This is a genomic window from Streptomyces sp. ALB3 (assembly GCF_044385685.1).
Taxonomy (GTDB): domain Bacteria; phylum Actinomycetota; class Actinomycetes; order Streptomycetales; family Streptomycetaceae; genus Streptomyces.
This window is the reverse complement of sequence record NZ_JBISCE010000026.1, coordinates 107,675-122,397: the sequence shown is the minus strand read 5'-3', so window position 1 is coordinate 122,397 and position 14,723 is coordinate 107,675. Positions and strand designations below refer to the sequence as shown.

Genomic DNA, 14,723 nt, shown 5'->3' with positions numbered 1-14,723 from the left:
CGTGCACCGGCTCGGAACTCAGCATCGCGGGACCCTTGACGATCAGAAACCGATCACCGTACGGTTTTCAATCTCGGGCGGCCAGCTCCGATGATTTCTCTTCCGCTGACCGAGCCGCCCGCTCCGCACTGTCACGAATCGAGGAACGGTCATGCCCGTATCCGGTCGGTCATTCACCGCTGCGCATCCGGAGGCGGTGCGTCCCGCTCCGGGTCCCCGGCCCGTGGGCGCCCGCGTCTCACGGTCGGCCTTCGCCGTAGCGGTCACCGCGGCCCTGTTGGCCGGGGCCGCGACGCCCGCCTTCGCAGCCCCGGCCGGTGAGCGGGCCGCGCAGGGGGAGCACTACGTTGCGCTCGGCGACTCGTACAGCTCCGGCCCGGGGATCGGGCAGCAGACGGATGCGGTCTGCGGCCGTTCCGACCGGAACTACCCGTCGCTCGTCGCGAGCGCGGTCGGCGTCGACGTCTTCACCGACGTGACGTGCGCCGGTGCCGACACCACCCACATGGCCGGTCCACAGGAGTCGGCGCCGCCCCAGCTCGACGCCCTGCGCCCCGACACCACGCTGGTCACCCTGGGGGTCGGCGGCAACGACCTCGACCTGGCCGGCGTCATCACCCGCTGTGTGCTGGTGGGTTATCTGTCTCCGTACGGCTCACCGTGCAAGCAGAGCTTCACCCTGTTCGGCACGGACGAGATCGGCTCCCGGATCAAGGCGACGGCGCCGAAGATCGACGCCGTGCTGAACGAGATACACGCCCGTTCGCCGCAGGCCCGGGTCCTGCTGGTCGGCTACCCCTCGCTCCTGCCGGACGACGGCACGTCCTGCCGGGCGACGATCCCGCTGGCCGTGGGGGACTTCGGATGGGTCCGGGACAAGGAGAAGCACCTCAACACCATGCTGGCGCAGCAGGCCGATGCCTACGGCGCCGACTACGTCGACACCTACGGGCCGTCCGTCGGGCACGATGCCTGCCGGCCGGCCGGAGACCGCTGGATCGAGCCGGCGGACTCCGCCGAGGGTGCGGGATTCCACCCGAACGCGACCGGGCACAGGAGCATGGCCGATGCGGTTCTCGCCACCCTCAACGGCTGACGTCCGTTCCGGCTTCGTCGCGCTCCGGGCGCAGACCGTGCATCCGGAGGAAGGCGCGGACCTGTCCCGCCATGTCGACGGTGTCCGGCTCCAGCAGCCACTGCGTCTGCAGCCCGTCCATCAGGGCGAGCCACTGCTGGGCCACGGCCGCCGGGTCCGCCGTGGCCTCCGGTCCCGCCGCCGCGAACAGCGACTCCAGGAGCTCGGTCATCTCGCGGCGCAGGACGCGGTAGCGCTTCACGAAGTACTGGTGGGCGGGGTGCTCCGGATCGGACGCCTCCGCCGCCAGCTTCGCGTACAGGGCGACGAGTCCCGGCGTCCTGGTGTTGCGGACGACGACCTCGACCAGCCGGCGAAGCCGTTCGGCGGGCTCCGCTGCCGGCGCGTCCGGTCCGAGGACGCCGGGGAAGAGCAGTCGCGCGTCGACCTCGTCCCGGAAACTCAGCACCTCGAGAAGCAGTGCCTCCTTGCCGGGGAAGTGATGCAGCAGACCGGCGTGGGTGAGCCCGGCGTGGGCGGCGATGTCGCGCAGCGAAACGGAATGGAAGCCGGACCGGGCGAAGAGTTCGGCCGCCGATCCGAGGATCCGGGCACGAGTGCGTTCGCCCTTCGACTGCCGGTGCGGCACGCCTGGCTTGTGGTCGTTCAACGCGGCGGTCTCCTGCGGCAGTCGGTCGTTGCCCGGCGGCGTCATGCGGTTGCCGCGTGGGCATCTCGTGGGGTCACGCTACGGCCTCGGCGTGCGGCGCCCGCAGGCGAGGGACCTTTCTGTGGCGCGACCCGGGGGCTCGGCCGGCGGACCTTACCGACCGGTTGCTTCGGCAGACCAAAAACCTACCAAGTGGTTAATTCCGTGTGTAGGCTCACCCGCAATCTTCCCCGGGGCGGACACTCCCCGGCTCTCCAGACGGAGTGAAAGACATGAGCAGAACAGCCCGAATCGCGACGGCGGCCGCCTGCGTGGCGGCATCACTCGCCCTCGCGGGTTGCGGAGGCGGCGGGAACGGGGCCGGGGGCGCCGGATCCTCGACACTGAACATCGCGACGATGACTCTCCCGCAGAGCCTCGACCCCGCCGTGGCCACCGGGAGTGCCCTGCCGTTCTTCCAGACGGTGTACGACACCCTCATCAAGCGCGAGCCGGACGGCAGCTTCAGCCCGATGCTGGCGACCGCCTGGAAGTACGACGCTACCCGCACCGAGCTCGCCCTGACTCTGCGCGAGGACGTCAAGTTCGCCGACGGGAGCGTCTTCGACGGTGCTGCCGTCAAGGCCAACCTGGAGCGCTTCCGGAAGGGCGGCGGAGCCTCCGCGAAGTGGCTGAGTGACCTGGAGGCGGTCGATGTCGTCGACGCCTCCCACGTCACGCTGAAGCTCAAGCAGGCCAACCCGGCTCTGGAGTTCTACCTGAGCGATGCGCCCGGCCTGATGGCGAACCCCGAGCGGTTCGCCGAGGGCGACAGCCTCAGGACGACACCGGACGGCACGGGTCCGTACCGCCTGGACAAGGCCAGGACGACGGTCGGCACCAAGTGGTCCTACGAGCGCAACCCCGACTACTGGGGCAAGGAGCTCCCGTACAGGAACATCACCCTCAGCTTCTTCGACAACGAGACCGCCATCTCCAACGGCCTCAAGACCGGGCAGGTCGACGCGGCGCTGCTGCAGACGGCGGACCAGCAGGTGGCCATCGAGGCCGACCCCCAGGTCAGAACGCAGAAGCAGGAGATCGACTTCCAGGGCCTGCTGCTCTTCGACCGGGGCGGCAAGCTGACGCCGGCCCTGCGGGACCCCCGCGTACGGCAGGCGCTCAACTACGCCGTCGACCGCGACACGATGCTCGGAAAGATACGCCAGGGCCGCGGCGAGACCACCGACCAGGTCTTCGGCCCCGAGACCCTGGGATACGACAAGAAGCTGGACTCGTACTACTCCCACGACCCGGCCAAGGGTAAGGCCCTGCTCCAGGAGGCCGGGTACGAGGACGGATTCACCCTGAAGCTTCCCCGGATCCAGGCGATCGTCAACGACGCACTGGCCACGTCGCTCCAGACGGATTTCAAGGCCATCGGCGTGAAGCTCGTGTGGGACGACCTGGACGGCGCATCGGCGGTCCAGAAGGTGTTCAAGGACCGGGCCTACTCCGGCATGGTCATGAACATCGGCCAGCCCGCCTCCGACTGGGCGGCGGCCAACGACCTGGTCACACCGGGTGCGTTCAACATGTTCGGCACCACGGACGCGACCATCCAGAAGCTGCTGCCCCGCATCCAGACGGGGACCGAGGCCGAAGCCACAACGGCCGCGCAGGAGCTCAACCGGCACCTCGTGCAGGAAGGCTGGTTCGTGCCCTTCTACCGGATGAGCTACCTCCACGTCTCGGACGGGACCGTGACGATCACCCCGCAGTCCGGCATGGCCGTCCCCTCGATCTACAACTACGCGCCGGCCAAGTAGCGCCCCGCTCCGACGGATACCGAGTGTCATGCTGAATTTCATCGCCCGCAGGATCGTCTCGGGCGCCGTGCTCCTGATCGTCATCTCCTTCCTCTCCTACCTGCTCCTGTCCATCCCGCACATCGACGTGGGACGGCAGTTGCTCGGGACGGGCGCCACCCAGGACGCCGTCGACGCCAAGAACGCCTCGCTCGGCCTCGACAGCCCGGTGCTGCAGCAGTACGGGAGCTGGTTGTCGCACGCCGTCCGGGGGGATCTCGGCACCTCCTGGTTCACGAGTGAGGACGTGGGCCAGGCCGTCGGCAACCGGTTGCCGGTCACGGCGAGCCTGATGCTCGGCGTCACGGCCGTCACCACTGTCCTCGCCTTCGTCCTCGGCGTGTGGGCAGGCGTGCGTCGCGGAGCGGTCGACCGGTTCGTCCAGGTACTCGGCGTGCTGGGGTACGCCCTGCCGGGGTTCCTGCTGACCCTCGTCCTGGTACTCGTCTTCGCGGTCCGGCTGGACTGGTTCCCCGCCATCGGCTACACCGCCTTCACCGACTCGCCCAGCGGTTGGCTGTCGACCGTGACCCTCCCCGTCCTGTCCCTGTCCGTGGCGTCCGTCGCGGGCGTCTCCCAGCAGGTGCGCGGCGCGGTCATCGACGTCCTGAGGCAGGACTACGTACGCACCCTGCGGGCGCGCGGACTGCCGGCCTCCCGGATCGTGTTCAAGCACGTGCTCCGCAACGCCTCCGCACCCGCGCTGTCCGTGCTCGGCATGCAGTTCGTAGGACTGCTCGGCGGGGCCGTACTCGTCGAGCAGATCTTCGGCCTCCCCGGCATCGGCAGCATGACCGTCACCTACACCACCCGCGGCGACATCCCCGTGATCATGGCGCTCGTCATGCTCACCGTGGTCGGCGTCGTCCTGATCAACCTGCTGGTCGACGTCCTGATCGGCTGGCTCAACCCCAAGGCGAGGGTCGCATGAGCGAAAACCTCACGACGGCCACGGCCCCCGGCCCTACCGCCGCCCCGCCACCCGGCGGCAAGGCGAGCCAGTCACACCCCCGCCGGACCGGCGGCGCCATCCGAAGGGTGCTGGGCAACCCCCTGGGCGGAGTGTCCGCGGCCCTGCTGCTGATCCTCGTCCTCGCCATCCTCCTGGCGCCATTCATCGCACCGCAGGCACCCGACGCCTCCTCGCTCGCCGACGCGTTCGCCGACCCGAGCGCCGGACACCCGCTCGGCACGGACTCGGCAGGGCGCGACATCCTGTCCCGCTTGCTGTACGGGGGGCGCACCACGCTCGGCGGCGCTCTGCTCGCCCTCGCCATCGCCCTGGCACTCGGCGTGCCGTCCGGACTCTTCGCCGGCTACCACGGCGGCCGGTTCGACGCCGTCGCCAACTGGGCCGTCAACCTCGTCATGGCACTGCCCGCCATGGTCGTCCTGCTGGCCTCCCGCGCCATCCTCGGCCCCAAGGTCTGGGTCCTGATGACCGTGCTCGGTGTCCTGGTGGCGCCCAGCTTCTTCCGCCTGGTACGCGGCATCGTCGCCCACGTACGGAGCGAGTTGTACGTGGACGCGGCGAAGGTCTCCGGCCTGTCCGACACCCGCATCGTCGCCCGGCACGTCCTCACCGTCGTGCGCGGCCCCATCATCATCCAGGTGGCCCTCGTCTCCGGCATCGCCATCGCACTCCAGGCCGGTCTCGAATTCCTCGGCGTCGGCAGCGGACCGGCGGCCACCTGGGGCTCCATGCTCAACGAGGCATTCCAGAACATCCAGCGCGCACCCCAGCTCATCCTGTGGCCGGGACTCGCCCTCGGCCTCACCAACTGCGCCCTCGTCCTCCTGGCGGTCGCCGTGCGGGACGCACTGGAGGAACAGGCCCCCCGGCCGCGCTCCGCACACCGCCGGCACGCAGCACCGGCGGCCGCGCCTTCGAGGGACCCCGGCCGGCCTGCCCCGCCCCGCGCCCCCCTCCTCTCCGTACGCGGCCTGGCCGTCGCCTACGCACAGCCCGACGGCACGGACACGGAGGTCGTGCACGGCGTCGACCTCGACGTGCACCCCGGCGAGATCGTCGGACTCGTCGGCGAAAGCGGCTCCGGCAAGAGCCAGACCGCCTTCTCGATCCTCGGCATCCTGCCCGAGGGCGGCCGCATCACCCACGGCAGCATCACCGTCGACGGCCGGGAGACGGTCGGCCTGGGCGAACGCGACCACCGTGCCCTGCGCGGGAGAACCGTGGGCTACATCCCGCAGGAACCGATGAGCAATCTCGACCCGGCGTTCACCATCGGCAGCCAGCTCATGGAACCCGTCCGCCACCACCGCGGACTCTCCCGCAAGGCGGCAACCGCCCGCGCCCTGGAACTCCTGCGCCTCGTGGAGATACCCGACCCGGAACGCACCCTGGGCCTCTACCCGCACGAGATCTCCGGCGGCATGGCCCAGCGCGTCCTCATCGCCGGCGCAATGTCCTGCGACCCCGAACTCCTCATCGCCGACGAACCCACCACCGCACTCGACGTACGGGTCCAGGCCGAAGTGCTCGGCCTGCTGCGCCGCCTCCAGAGGGAACGCGGACTCGGCGTGCTCCTGGTCACGCACAACCTCGGAGTCGTCGCCGACATCTGCGACCGCGTGGCGGTGATGAACACCGGCCGCATCGTGGAGACCGGCACCACCGAACAGGTCCTCGGCCGACCGGAGGACCCGTACACCCGCACCCTGCTCGCCGCCGTACTCGACGACGCTCCCGCCCGCGCGCCCTGGCAACACCCAGCAGCAAGGACCGCCACCACATGAACACCCCGGAGAACGCCGGCCTTCCGGACGACCTGCTCGCCGTGCGGGACCTGAGAGTCTCCTTTCCCGGCAAGGGCTGGCGCGCCCCGGACACCGAAGTCCTCAAGGGCGTCGACCTCACCGTCCGTCCGGGCGAAACGCTGGGCCTGGTCGGCGAGTCCGGCTCGGGGAAGTCCACCATCGGCCGGGCGGTCCTCGGCCTCGTCCCCGTACGCTCAGGCTCCATCACCTTCGACGGAGAACGGATCGAACGGGCCGACGTACGCCGTCGCCGCGCCCTCAGCCGCGACCTACAGGTGATCTTCCAGGACCCCTACACCTCACTGAACCCCGCCCGCACCATCGGCGACACCCTCGCCGAGCCCCTCATCGGCCAGGGCACCGCCGCCCGGGACGCCCGGGGCAGGGTGGGCGACCTACTGGACCGGGTCCACCTCCCCGCCAACGCCGCGGACCGCCTGCCCAGGGAGTTCTCCGGCGGCCAGCGCCAACGTGTCGCCATCGCCCGCGCACTGGCCCTGCGCCCCCGGCTGGTCATCTGCGACGAGCCCGTGTCCGCACTGGACCTCACCACCCAGCGCACCGTTCTCGACCTCCTCCTGGAGATCCAGGAGGAGACGGGGGTCTCGTACCTCTTCGTCTCCCACGACCTCTCCGTGATCCGCTTCATGAGCCACCGAGTGGCGGTGATTCATCAAGGCGAGATCGTCGAGGCGGGCGACGCCGCGACGGTCACCTCGCAACCGAGCCACAGCTACACCCGCACTCTGCTGCTCTCCTCGCCGGTGGCGGACGTGGCCGAGCAACGGCGGCGGCGCACCGCGGCACGGACGGGCGGCTGACGACTGTGCAACCCAGGACGGCTGCTGGCCGGGAACAACGGCGGACTCGGCGTGTCCCGTGGCCCTTCTTCAGGGAGCGCGGGAGCCTGCAGCTGACAGACGAGGGCGGACTGTTCCGGCAACTACCCAACCGACTGGCAGGTGAAGGTCGATCACGCGATCAAAGGGGCCGGTGAGCTTCAACACCGACCCCGGCTCCAGCTCCCAGGAATGCAGCAACCCCTCGTGCAGGCGGGTTCGACCAGATCCGTTGAGCCCGTCGCACAGCTGCGCCCAGACTTCGGCTGCAATCTGCGCCCGGCTGCACTCACGGGCCGGCCTGCCGTACAGGATGCCCGGGGTGCCCCAGGAGGGGATGTCCAACGACAAGCAATCGGCCACTGTTCCGTCGCCGTAGGTGGCCGGGAAATAGTCGCAGTCCCAGAACTGGGCCTGGCTGATCGAGGTGAGCACCCAGGGCTACGAACGCGTCCGGATTGAGACGAAGCAACCCCCGGATCGGAAAAGCGGCTCCGCAAGACTGTGTCCGACCTTAAGGAAACCGTCGCCGCGCAGAGGGCCGAGATCACGGCGCTTCGGCACCAGGTCACTCAGGACGCGCTCGCGAACGCCGTCCTCACTCGTCAGGGCCACAATCTGAGCGAGAGCTCGGCGGAGGCAGCAGCCAATGTCGTGCCTTTCCGTCCGAGGGGAGAATGAGCAGACGGGCACCTGCCGCCGCAGGCCGGGCCACCTCTCCACCGATAGCACCTGGGCATCGAAATCCAGGAGCCAATCGGTGACGTTCCAGGCAGGATGCCTCTGTGAACCATGTTCTGTGCGGGCTTGCCGCCAATGTAAGTCTGCCGTCCGAGCTGGTCGACCGGCTGATCGCGGTCGCGGACGACGAGATCGCTACGCACCTCGCGCATCGGGCCGACCTCACCCACGCGCAGGCGATGGTGCTGGGCTCGCGTGTCGAGGAAAGCGCTGTGTCGCTTGCGTATGCAGGCCTGCTGACCGCCGCAGACGTTAATCCCGCCACGCAACCGGACGTCGCGCTCGCACTGCTGGCCGAGCGTGCCGGACGCCCGGAGTGGGCGCGTCTCCTCGCGGAAGATCCAGTCGTGGAGCGCCGGGAGAAGCTGGCCGCTTGCTCCGGCCTTCCGCTCGATGTGGTGGAGATGCTGGCCACCGACTCGGACGCACAGGTCGTCGCGGAGCTCGCGTTGTGGACGACACCGGAGACGGCCACCAGACTCGCGGCGCATCCGCATGCCGAGGTCCGTCGCGCGGTGGCGGCCAACGAGGCGACGCCACCGGCCGTACTGACGGCGCTGCTCACCGGCGAGGGCCTGCCGCCCGCACAGCGATGCCTGGTCTGCGACCGTGAAGAGGCGCCGTTCGTGCACGATCCGCAATGCTCGCGACTCGACTGCGATCTGCCGTCCGGCGCCTCCTGCGACGGCTCCCACGAGTCCACCAGGCACAATATGCAGCAGATGGCGATTCGGAATCCGGCCACACCCACTGAAGCCGTCGTCGGCTTCGTCGACCACCCTTCGCTGCTGTTGCGCTGGGCGCTCGCCGGCCGCCCCGATCTACCATCGGAGGTCTGCGCTCGGCTCGCCGTGGATGCGAATGCCGGAGTTCGAGCCGATCTCGCCGAGAATCCGGCGATCGACGACGCCCTGATCCGCGCGCTGGCAGCCGATCGTGACCACGAAGTGCGGCGCAGGCTCGCCCACAACCCACTCGTACCGCTCGACGTGTTGGCCGACCTGGCCAGCGCTACCAGGGTCGGCGCCACTCTGCTGCCGCGTATCGCCTCGGCATCCCCGGACGAGGTCGAGGAGCTGGCCGAATCACCGAACCCAGCCGCGCGCATGCTCGTAGCCCAGCGCCGCGATTTGCCACCCGCTATACGCGACGGGTTGGCAGCTGACTCCGACGCGAAAGTGGTCAAGTCCATCGCTCCGCACCCGGGCCTCACGGAAGTTCAACTGCGCACCATGCTCGACCGGCACGGAGTCCGGGTCGCTGCCAAGGTGGCCGCCAATCCAGACGCGACTCCGGCACTTCTGGAGGACCTAGCCCAGCACGAACCATCGGTACAGAAAGCGTTTCGAGAAATCGCCCGGCATCGCACTGCGTCCGCACCGGCGCTGCTCGCCTGCCTGGCAGACGCACAGGCGAGGCGTATAGCCGCCAGTCATGCGGCACTGCCACCGCCGATCGTCGAAGGGCTACTCACCGACGCCGACTGGCAGGTGGTGGAGGCGGCAGCCGCCAATCCTTCGCTGCCCCTCGCTGTCATGTCGGATCTGATACCCCGGCTGTAGGAACTGGGCGCTAATTGAGCTCTCTGCCCGGCTGGCGGCCTCGAGGACCTGGCCGTCGGACCAGGCCGGGTTGGCCGTGCGGAGCTCGTCCGCGTACTCCGCGAAGTAGCGCCGCTGCAGGTCGGGCGGGCGGTAGCCCTCGACGTAGAACAGGCGCAGCCCGTCGGGCAGGAGCGACTGGGCATGGGCCAGCCGACCGAGGACGCCGCGGCGCAGACGGGCGTACTAGCCGGTCGTGTCGGCTCTGCGGTCGTCGGCCAGCAGGGTTCCCCGTACGTCGATGAGCGGCTCGCCGCAGTCGGCGACGGGGACGGCCGCCACGCGCGGGTCGGACATCAGGACGATCGGATCGGGCGCGAGGGTGATGTGCATCCAGGGCGCGGCGTTCTCGCGGTGGGAGTGACCGAGGGGTGCGATGCCGTTCTGGTCGGTGAGGCTGAACCCGGTCACGTGGGTGATGTGTTGTTCATGCGGGTCCTCGCTTATAGATAGATGGGCCGGAGGGCTACAAGGTGGTGAGGTCGGTGGCGTCCGGCAGTTCGGTGAGGGGCTGCCGCGCGGCACGGGGGATCCCGAGCCGCGCGCGGGCCTGGTGGACGGCAGCCAGCTGGTCGGCCGCCGGGAGTCCCCAGTCGAAGAGCTCCAGGGCCTGCTCGGGTGTGGCGAGGAGTCGGATGTGGGTGCGGCCGGTGGCCGGGTCGACGGATGGCGGGCCGAGGCGGGTGAGGGGCGCGGCATAGCGGAGGCGGGCGTACGGTTTGTCGGGGTCGCAGAGGTGGCCGAGGAACAATGGTTCGCCGCATTCGGCCGCGGCTTCCTCGCGTACCTCCCGGCGCAGTGTGACGAGTGGGTCGCCGCGGTCCGGGAGTTCGGGGGAGCCGCCCGGCAGGAGAGCCGCGCCGGTGTCCGGTTCGAGAAGCACTAAGGCGCGGCCGTCGGGTCCGAGGAGCCAGCCCCAGACCTGGACCACCGAGAGCTGCTCCGGGGCGGGGTCGGCGTGGAAGGGCAGGTGGTGTCGGGCGCGGGCGGTGCGAAGGGCGCCGGCCCGGTCCAGGACGGTGGGTGCGATCGGGAGGCCGTTCTCCAGCAGGGCGGGCCCGGCGGCGTTGATGCGGGCCCGCAGGGCGGACAGGGCCCGGCGGGCGTCGCCGGGGGACATCAAATCCGGCAGCCGGGCGGGTTCGACGAACTCGACGGACTTGATCTCGCGGTCGGGCAGCCGGATGGCGGCGATCTGCTCGTTGTCCCACGTGTCGCCGTCGTAGACATGCAGGATCTCGCCGGGGAAGCGCATGCTGGCGGGTGCGTTGAGGCAGTCGGCGCTGACCCAGTCCACGGCGAGTCCGCGGTCGACGGTCGTGGTGACGCCGAGTTCCTCGCGCAGTTCCCGCGCGGCGCCCTGGGCCGGGGACTCGTTCGCATCCACGGCGCCGCCCGGCAGGAGGCAGGTCGTGCGGTAGTCGACGCGCTGGATCAGGACCCGGCCGCGCTGGTCGGTGATCAGCACCGACGTACCGGCCCACAGGGCCGCCGAGGCGCGTAGGACCCCGTACTCCTCGTCGGTCATCATCGTGCTGGGCGGCGCGTCAGGGGGGGTGTGGCGGTCATCTCGTCTCCGATCGTTCGGGCGGAACCATGTGGACGGCGGTCAGTCAGGCGACGAGCCGGTGAGGGTGACCCCGCGCGGGGCCGGGGGTGAGCCGGGTGAAGCACTCGGTGCGGATGATCTCGTCGCGTTCTGCTTCGGGCAGGCGGGCGAGCAGGCCGGGCAGGGGCCGCTCGCGGGCGGCTTCGCTGCGGTGCGCGAGGATCGCCGCCATCTTTACCGCGGCCCACGGTGAAACGTCGACGGTCGTGGTCACGTACACGTCCGGCACCGTAAGGAGGGTCTTTCCCAGCAGTTGTAGGTGATCATGCTGCCGTCGAAGCCGCCACGGGGTACGAGGTGGGCGGGCGCGCCGAGTGGGGCGTCGGCTTCGACGGCGGTGACGCGTCCGCTGCCGGCCTCCATGAGGAAGGCGCGGGTGCGGCGTACGACCCACGGGTCGATGTCGACGCTCACCACGCGCCCGTCGGGCCCAGCGGCGTGGGCGATCAGCTCGGCGTTGTAGCCACCGGATCCCGCCTCGAACACGATCGCGCCCGGCCGAAGACGCAGGCTCTCGAGCATGTCGGCCTGGAGCCAGGCCGCGGACACCGAGCTGATGGCCGTCCCGGTGTTGTCGCGTCGGGTGATGACGGCCCGGTCGCCGCCGTCGTACGCAGCCGCCAGGTTCACTTCCGGGGCGAAACGATGGCGAGGCACGGTCCGCATCGCGTCGCGGACGGGCTCGGACGGGGCCCAGCCGCCGTCGATGACCGTCTGGGCCATCGCCTGGCGCAGCCGGACGGCTTCACCCGGCTCACCCGGCACGGGCGGCCGATCGGCGGCGAGCGGGTAGGAGACCACAGCCGGCAAGTCCGGGATGACGCCGGGCCATACGCTGTCGATCGCGCGTGCGGCCGGGGCGAAGACGTCCCCGACACAGGCGAGGGCGCGCAGGTCGAAGAATTCCCAGCGGTCGGACTTGTCCGCCTCCGCGTCGGTCAGGGTGCCCGTCCACGTGGTGATGCGGACGACGGCCGTGAGCCGCGGGATGCCGTGGCTGTCGTCGACCAGCATCGTGACCACATACGCATCCGCCGGGTCGGCGACCAGGCCCGTCTCCTCGGCGAGCTCGCGGACAGCCGCGGCGGCGAAGCCCTCCGGGCCGCGGGTCTTGCCACCGGGCAGTTCGAGCATGCCGCGGTGGGATCGGCCGAGCAGGACCCGGCCGGCTTCGTCGGTGACGACCGCGAGGGCGCCGGTCAGGGCATGGGCGGTGGTCGGCCGTTTCTCGACGGCCTTCGTGTCGGCGTGGCAGGGACCGCGCAGGACCAGGACGGCCAGGCCGTCCGCGTCCAGGCGTTCCACCGTCTCCCATCCGGCGGCGAGTACGGCGATCTCGTCCTCGTCCAAGGCGATGCCGCGCCGCTCCTCGGGCGTGGTCTCCGCCACCGGGGTGATGACGACGAGAGCGCCGCCGTCCCGCAGCCGCTCACCCAGCCCGTGGAGGACACGCCCCCTGTCCTGCACGAACGGGTACATCAGGCGGAGCGTGATGAGGTCGTACCCCTCTTCATGCAGTGGGGCAGGGTCGTCGCGCTCGATGTCCAGGTGCAGCCAGCGCACGCCCTCGACGGCGGCGTGCTCCTCGCGGGCCCGTGTGAGCGCGCTGTCGGCGAAGTCGCACGCGTCCACGGTGTAGCCGAGCCACGCGAGGTAGGCGGCCAGCTCGCCGGTGCCGCAGCCCACGTCGAGCGCCCAGCCCCCGCCATCCGGGGCGGAGGTGTGCTCGGCGAGGAGCTCCCGCTCCCGCTCACCGACCTGCCGGAAGTTCTTGCCGTCGCTGAAGTGCTTCTCCCACTCGTCGCGGGCTGTGTACGTCAACGTGCTGCTCCTCGTACGTAGGCATGGTGGTGTTCAGGGGCGTTGTGCGGCGCGGAGCCGGGCCAGCGTGCGCCGGGCGCGCTCGCCGAGCTCGGGATCGTCGTGGGCGGCGCCGTAGGAGATGCCGGAGACGGCATCCAGGACGGACAGGACCGTGAGGTGGGCCTTTTCATGCGGGGTGAAGGGACGGCCGTAGCCATCCGTCACGGCGGCCAGGAGGTCGGGGCGGCCGTGCCAGGCATCGGACAGCCTCACGAAGTCCCTGATCACCGGGCCCTCCTCTGACCGCTCGAAATCGATCACATACAGGACATCGGCGGCCTCGTCCCAGCGCAGATTGCGGGCATGGAAGTCGCCGTGTATGGGGACCGCCTCCAAGGCGGGCAGCCCGGCGGCCTTCTCGACGGTGGTGCGGATGAACTCCTCGCCCCCGGCCGCGAGATGAGGTCGGGCATCCCTCAGGTGCCGCTCCAGCTTCCCAAGGGGCAGGGTGCTGGCGGCTGACCGGCGAACCAGCACGGGCAGGCGCCGCGCCATCGTGGTCGTCGTCATCTGCGCGCCGGCCTGGAGCCGGGACTCGTCCCGGTACTGGAACTCCTCCTGCGCCGCACCCCCGCTGTGCCCCGAAGCCCCCTGCGATGCCTTCGTGCTCGGCTGTGCGGCTGTGCTGCCCGAGGTCAAGTCGATCCCCCTGTCGGTCGTCACGGCTGGTTCGTGAGGCTCAACGACGCAGCCGCCGATATCGAACACACGTTTTTCAGACGGCTCTGAAGCCCCGGGATAGAGCGCTCGAGGAACCGTGGCAGCTGCACCGACCCAGCTCCCGCAACGGCACTACCACCAAAGGATGTTGGCCGAATTTGGCTCGAGTTGTGTGGTCCGAGCACTGTGAGTAACGACTGAACTCCGAACGTGCGGCGTCCGCACAACATCGGGTCGTGGTCAAGGGGGAGTGTGATGGAGGAGCCCGCCGCCCGTAGCTCGCCTGGTGCGGTGCGCCGGCACTGATGGCGCGCACCGCGATGAACAGCGCGTGCACGCGCGCCGAGCGGTAGTGGTGCGCACCGCCGCCATGTGCCACACGACGTCGGACGGCTTGTGACCCAGCCGGGCTACCTGCCGCACGGTGGTCTCCTCCTCGTCAAGCGTAGGCTGCGCCATCGCCACCCGGTCCGCACCGAGGGTGCCGCGCGGATCCCGGACGTCGCCGAGGCCGAGGCCGGTTTCGACCAGCACGAGACCGGCGGTGTCGGTCTCCATCAGCAGGCAGTGGTTCACGGCAGCTGCGGGCTTCGGGCCGTCGTAGGTGGCTTCGATCGTCAGAACGCATCCGCAGTTCAAGTGGTGAATATCCATGCGGCTGATCGCCGCTGCCGGCCGTAACGGGCTACGCCGCACCTACACGCCGGAGGTGCTGGAGCGGCTGGCACTGATCACGTGCGCGCGGAGCGCGGGCTTCTCCATCGCCGAGATCGGCCGGTTCGTGGCCGCGCGACCCACCGACGCGGAGCTGCGCGTACGGATGGCCACCAGAGCACGTGATCTCGATGAGCAGGTCGGCAGACTCACGCGGCTCCGCGACAGTCTCCGCCCGCGGCCGTCTGTGACCACAACTGATCGTCGAGTGCCCCGACTTCAAACGGGCCGTCGGTGACGTATTCACACCTGCGGCCAACCCGAGCGAGACCGGCCTCCTCGCCTCGGAGACGCAGGCTTCATAGGAGCAGTGACGGCGAGGGCCC

14 protein-coding genes and 1 pseudogene are annotated in these 14,723 nt (G+C 70.1%); 7 read left to right on the top strand and 8 right to left on the bottom strand.

All coding sequences use genetic code 11. The annotated features are described in order from the left end of the window. Positions 1 to 151: 151 nt before the first annotated feature. Entirely contained in the window at positions 152 to 1,096 is a 945-nt protein-coding gene (locus ACHFIV_RS12430; RefSeq protein WP_398966929.1) for an SGNH/GDSL hydrolase family protein, read from the top strand. On the opposite strand, the gene ACHFIV_RS12425 is transcribed toward ACHFIV_RS12430, so the two are convergent. Continuing rightward, positions 1,086 to 1,745 carry a TetR/AcrR family transcriptional regulator gene (locus ACHFIV_RS12425; RefSeq protein WP_398966926.1) on the bottom strand — a complete coding sequence of 220 codons (660 nt, stop codon included), beginning with the start codon at positions 1,743 to 1,745 and terminating at the stop codon, positions 1,086 to 1,088. The two genes, ACHFIV_RS12430 and ACHFIV_RS12425, sit on opposite strands and share 11 nt — an antisense overlap. Positions 1,746 to 2,017: 272 nt before the next feature. On the opposite strand from ACHFIV_RS12425, the gene ACHFIV_RS12420 reads away from it, so the two are divergent. From ACHFIV_RS12420 to ACHFIV_RS12405, 4 genes are read left to right on the top strand one after another with little or no spacing between them, the layout of a single operon-like run. Continuing rightward, entirely contained in the window at positions 2,018 to 3,553 is a 1,536-nt protein-coding gene (locus ACHFIV_RS12420; protein ID WP_398966923.1) for an ABC transporter substrate-binding protein, read from the top strand. 28 nt (positions 3,554 to 3,581) lie between these two features. Continuing rightward, entirely contained in the window at positions 3,582 to 4,523 is a 942-nt protein-coding gene (locus ACHFIV_RS12415) for an ABC transporter permease (RefSeq protein ID WP_398966921.1), read from the top strand. Then, entirely contained in the window at positions 4,520 to 6,349 is a 1,830-nt protein-coding gene (locus ACHFIV_RS12410) for a dipeptide/oligopeptide/nickel ABC transporter permease/ATP-binding protein (protein ID WP_398966918.1), read from the top strand. Before ACHFIV_RS12415 ends, ACHFIV_RS12410 begins: the two co-directional genes overlap by 4 nt. Beyond that, a complete protein-coding gene (locus tag ACHFIV_RS12405; protein WP_398966916.1) occupies positions 6,346 to 7,191 on the top strand; it encodes an ABC transporter ATP-binding protein in 846 nt (281 codons plus the stop codon). Before ACHFIV_RS12410 ends, ACHFIV_RS12405 begins: the two co-directional genes overlap by 4 nt. Before the next feature lie 69 nt (positions 7,192 to 7,260). On the opposite strand, the gene ACHFIV_RS12400 is transcribed toward ACHFIV_RS12405, so the two are convergent. Then, positions 7,261 to 7,644, bottom strand: coding sequence for a hypothetical protein (locus ACHFIV_RS12400; RefSeq protein WP_398966915.1), 384 nt, complete (start codon positions 7,642 to 7,644; stop codon positions 7,261 to 7,263). Between the two features lie 350 nt (positions 7,645 to 7,994). Between ACHFIV_RS12400 and ACHFIV_RS12395 the strand changes: the two genes are divergently transcribed. Then, complete coding sequence (locus tag ACHFIV_RS12395; protein WP_398966912.1) at positions 7,995 to 9,512, top strand: hypothetical protein; 1,518 nt, start codon at positions 7,995 to 7,997, stop codon at positions 9,510 to 9,512. Between the two features lie 27 nt (positions 9,513 to 9,539). Here ACHFIV_RS12395 and ACHFIV_RS12390 read toward each other — a convergent pair. The 6 genes and pseudogenes from ACHFIV_RS12390 to ACHFIV_RS12365 all read right to left on the bottom strand — a co-directional run. Beyond that, positions 9,540 to 9,848: pseudogene (locus tag ACHFIV_RS12390) on the bottom strand (M15 family metallopeptidase domain-containing protein); the annotation flags it as partial. Between the two features lie 169 nt (positions 9,849 to 10,017). Then, entirely contained in the window at positions 10,018 to 11,079 is a 1,062-nt protein-coding gene (locus ACHFIV_RS12385) for an NUDIX hydrolase (RefSeq protein ID WP_398966909.1), read from the bottom strand. An 85-nt stretch (positions 11,080 to 11,164) separates the two neighbouring features. Continuing rightward, positions 11,165 to 11,380, bottom strand: coding sequence for a hypothetical protein (locus ACHFIV_RS12380; protein ID WP_398966906.1), 216 nt, complete (start codon positions 11,378 to 11,380; stop codon positions 11,165 to 11,167). After that, positions 11,371 to 12,981, bottom strand: coding sequence for a methyltransferase domain-containing protein (locus ACHFIV_RS12375; RefSeq protein ID WP_398966904.1), 1,611 nt, complete (start codon positions 12,979 to 12,981; stop codon positions 11,371 to 11,373). The genes ACHFIV_RS12380 and ACHFIV_RS12375 overlap by 10 nt, the downstream gene beginning before the upstream one ends. Before the next feature lie 33 nt (positions 12,982 to 13,014). Beyond that, the gene (locus ACHFIV_RS12370) at positions 13,015 to 13,686 is read right to left on the bottom strand and encodes a phosphotransferase (RefSeq protein WP_398966902.1); all 672 of its coding nucleotides are present in this window, start codon (positions 13,684 to 13,686) and stop codon (positions 13,015 to 13,017) included. A gap of 237 nt (positions 13,687 to 13,923) precedes the next feature. Further along, complete coding sequence (locus ACHFIV_RS12365) at positions 13,924 to 14,337, bottom strand: hypothetical protein (RefSeq protein WP_398966899.1); 414 nt, start codon at positions 14,335 to 14,337, stop codon at positions 13,924 to 13,926. On the opposite strand from ACHFIV_RS12365, the gene ACHFIV_RS12360 reads away from it, so the two are divergent. Continuing rightward, on the top strand, positions 14,336 to 14,635 hold the full coding sequence (locus tag ACHFIV_RS12360) for a MerR family DNA-binding protein (RefSeq protein ID WP_398966896.1): 300 nt from the start codon (positions 14,336 to 14,338) through the stop codon (positions 14,633 to 14,635). The two genes, ACHFIV_RS12365 and ACHFIV_RS12360, sit on opposite strands and share 2 nt — an antisense overlap. Positions 14,636 to 14,723: the final 88 nt, after the last annotated feature.

Coding starts and splice junctions, on each gene's coding strand:
- ACHFIV_RS12415 (WP_398966921.1), top strand. CDS start 3,582: ATGCTGAATTTCATCGCCCGCAGGATCGTCTCGGGCGCCGTGCTCCTG.
- ACHFIV_RS12430 (WP_398966929.1), top strand. CDS start 152: ATGCCCGTATCCGGTCGGTCATTCACCGCTGCGCATCCGGAGGCGGTG.
- ACHFIV_RS12405 (WP_398966916.1), top strand. CDS start 6,346: ATGAACACCCCGGAGAACGCCGGCCTTCCGGACGACCTGCTCGCCGTG.
- ACHFIV_RS12410 (WP_398966918.1), top strand. CDS start 4,520: ATGAGCGAAAACCTCACGACGGCCACGGCCCCCGGCCCTACCGCCGCC.
- ACHFIV_RS12365 (WP_398966899.1), bottom strand. CDS start 14,337: ATGGATATTCACCACTTGAACTGCGGATGCGTTCTGACGATCGAAGCC.
- ACHFIV_RS12360 (WP_398966896.1), top strand. CDS start 14,336: ATGCGGCTGATCGCCGCTGCCGGCCGTAACGGGCTACGCCGCACCTAC.
- ACHFIV_RS12420 (WP_398966923.1), top strand. CDS start 2,018: ATGAGCAGAACAGCCCGAATCGCGACGGCGGCCGCCTGCGTGGCGGCA.
- ACHFIV_RS12385 (WP_398966909.1), bottom strand. CDS start 11,079: ATGACCGACGAGGAGTACGGGGTCCTACGCGCCTCGGCGGCCCTGTGG.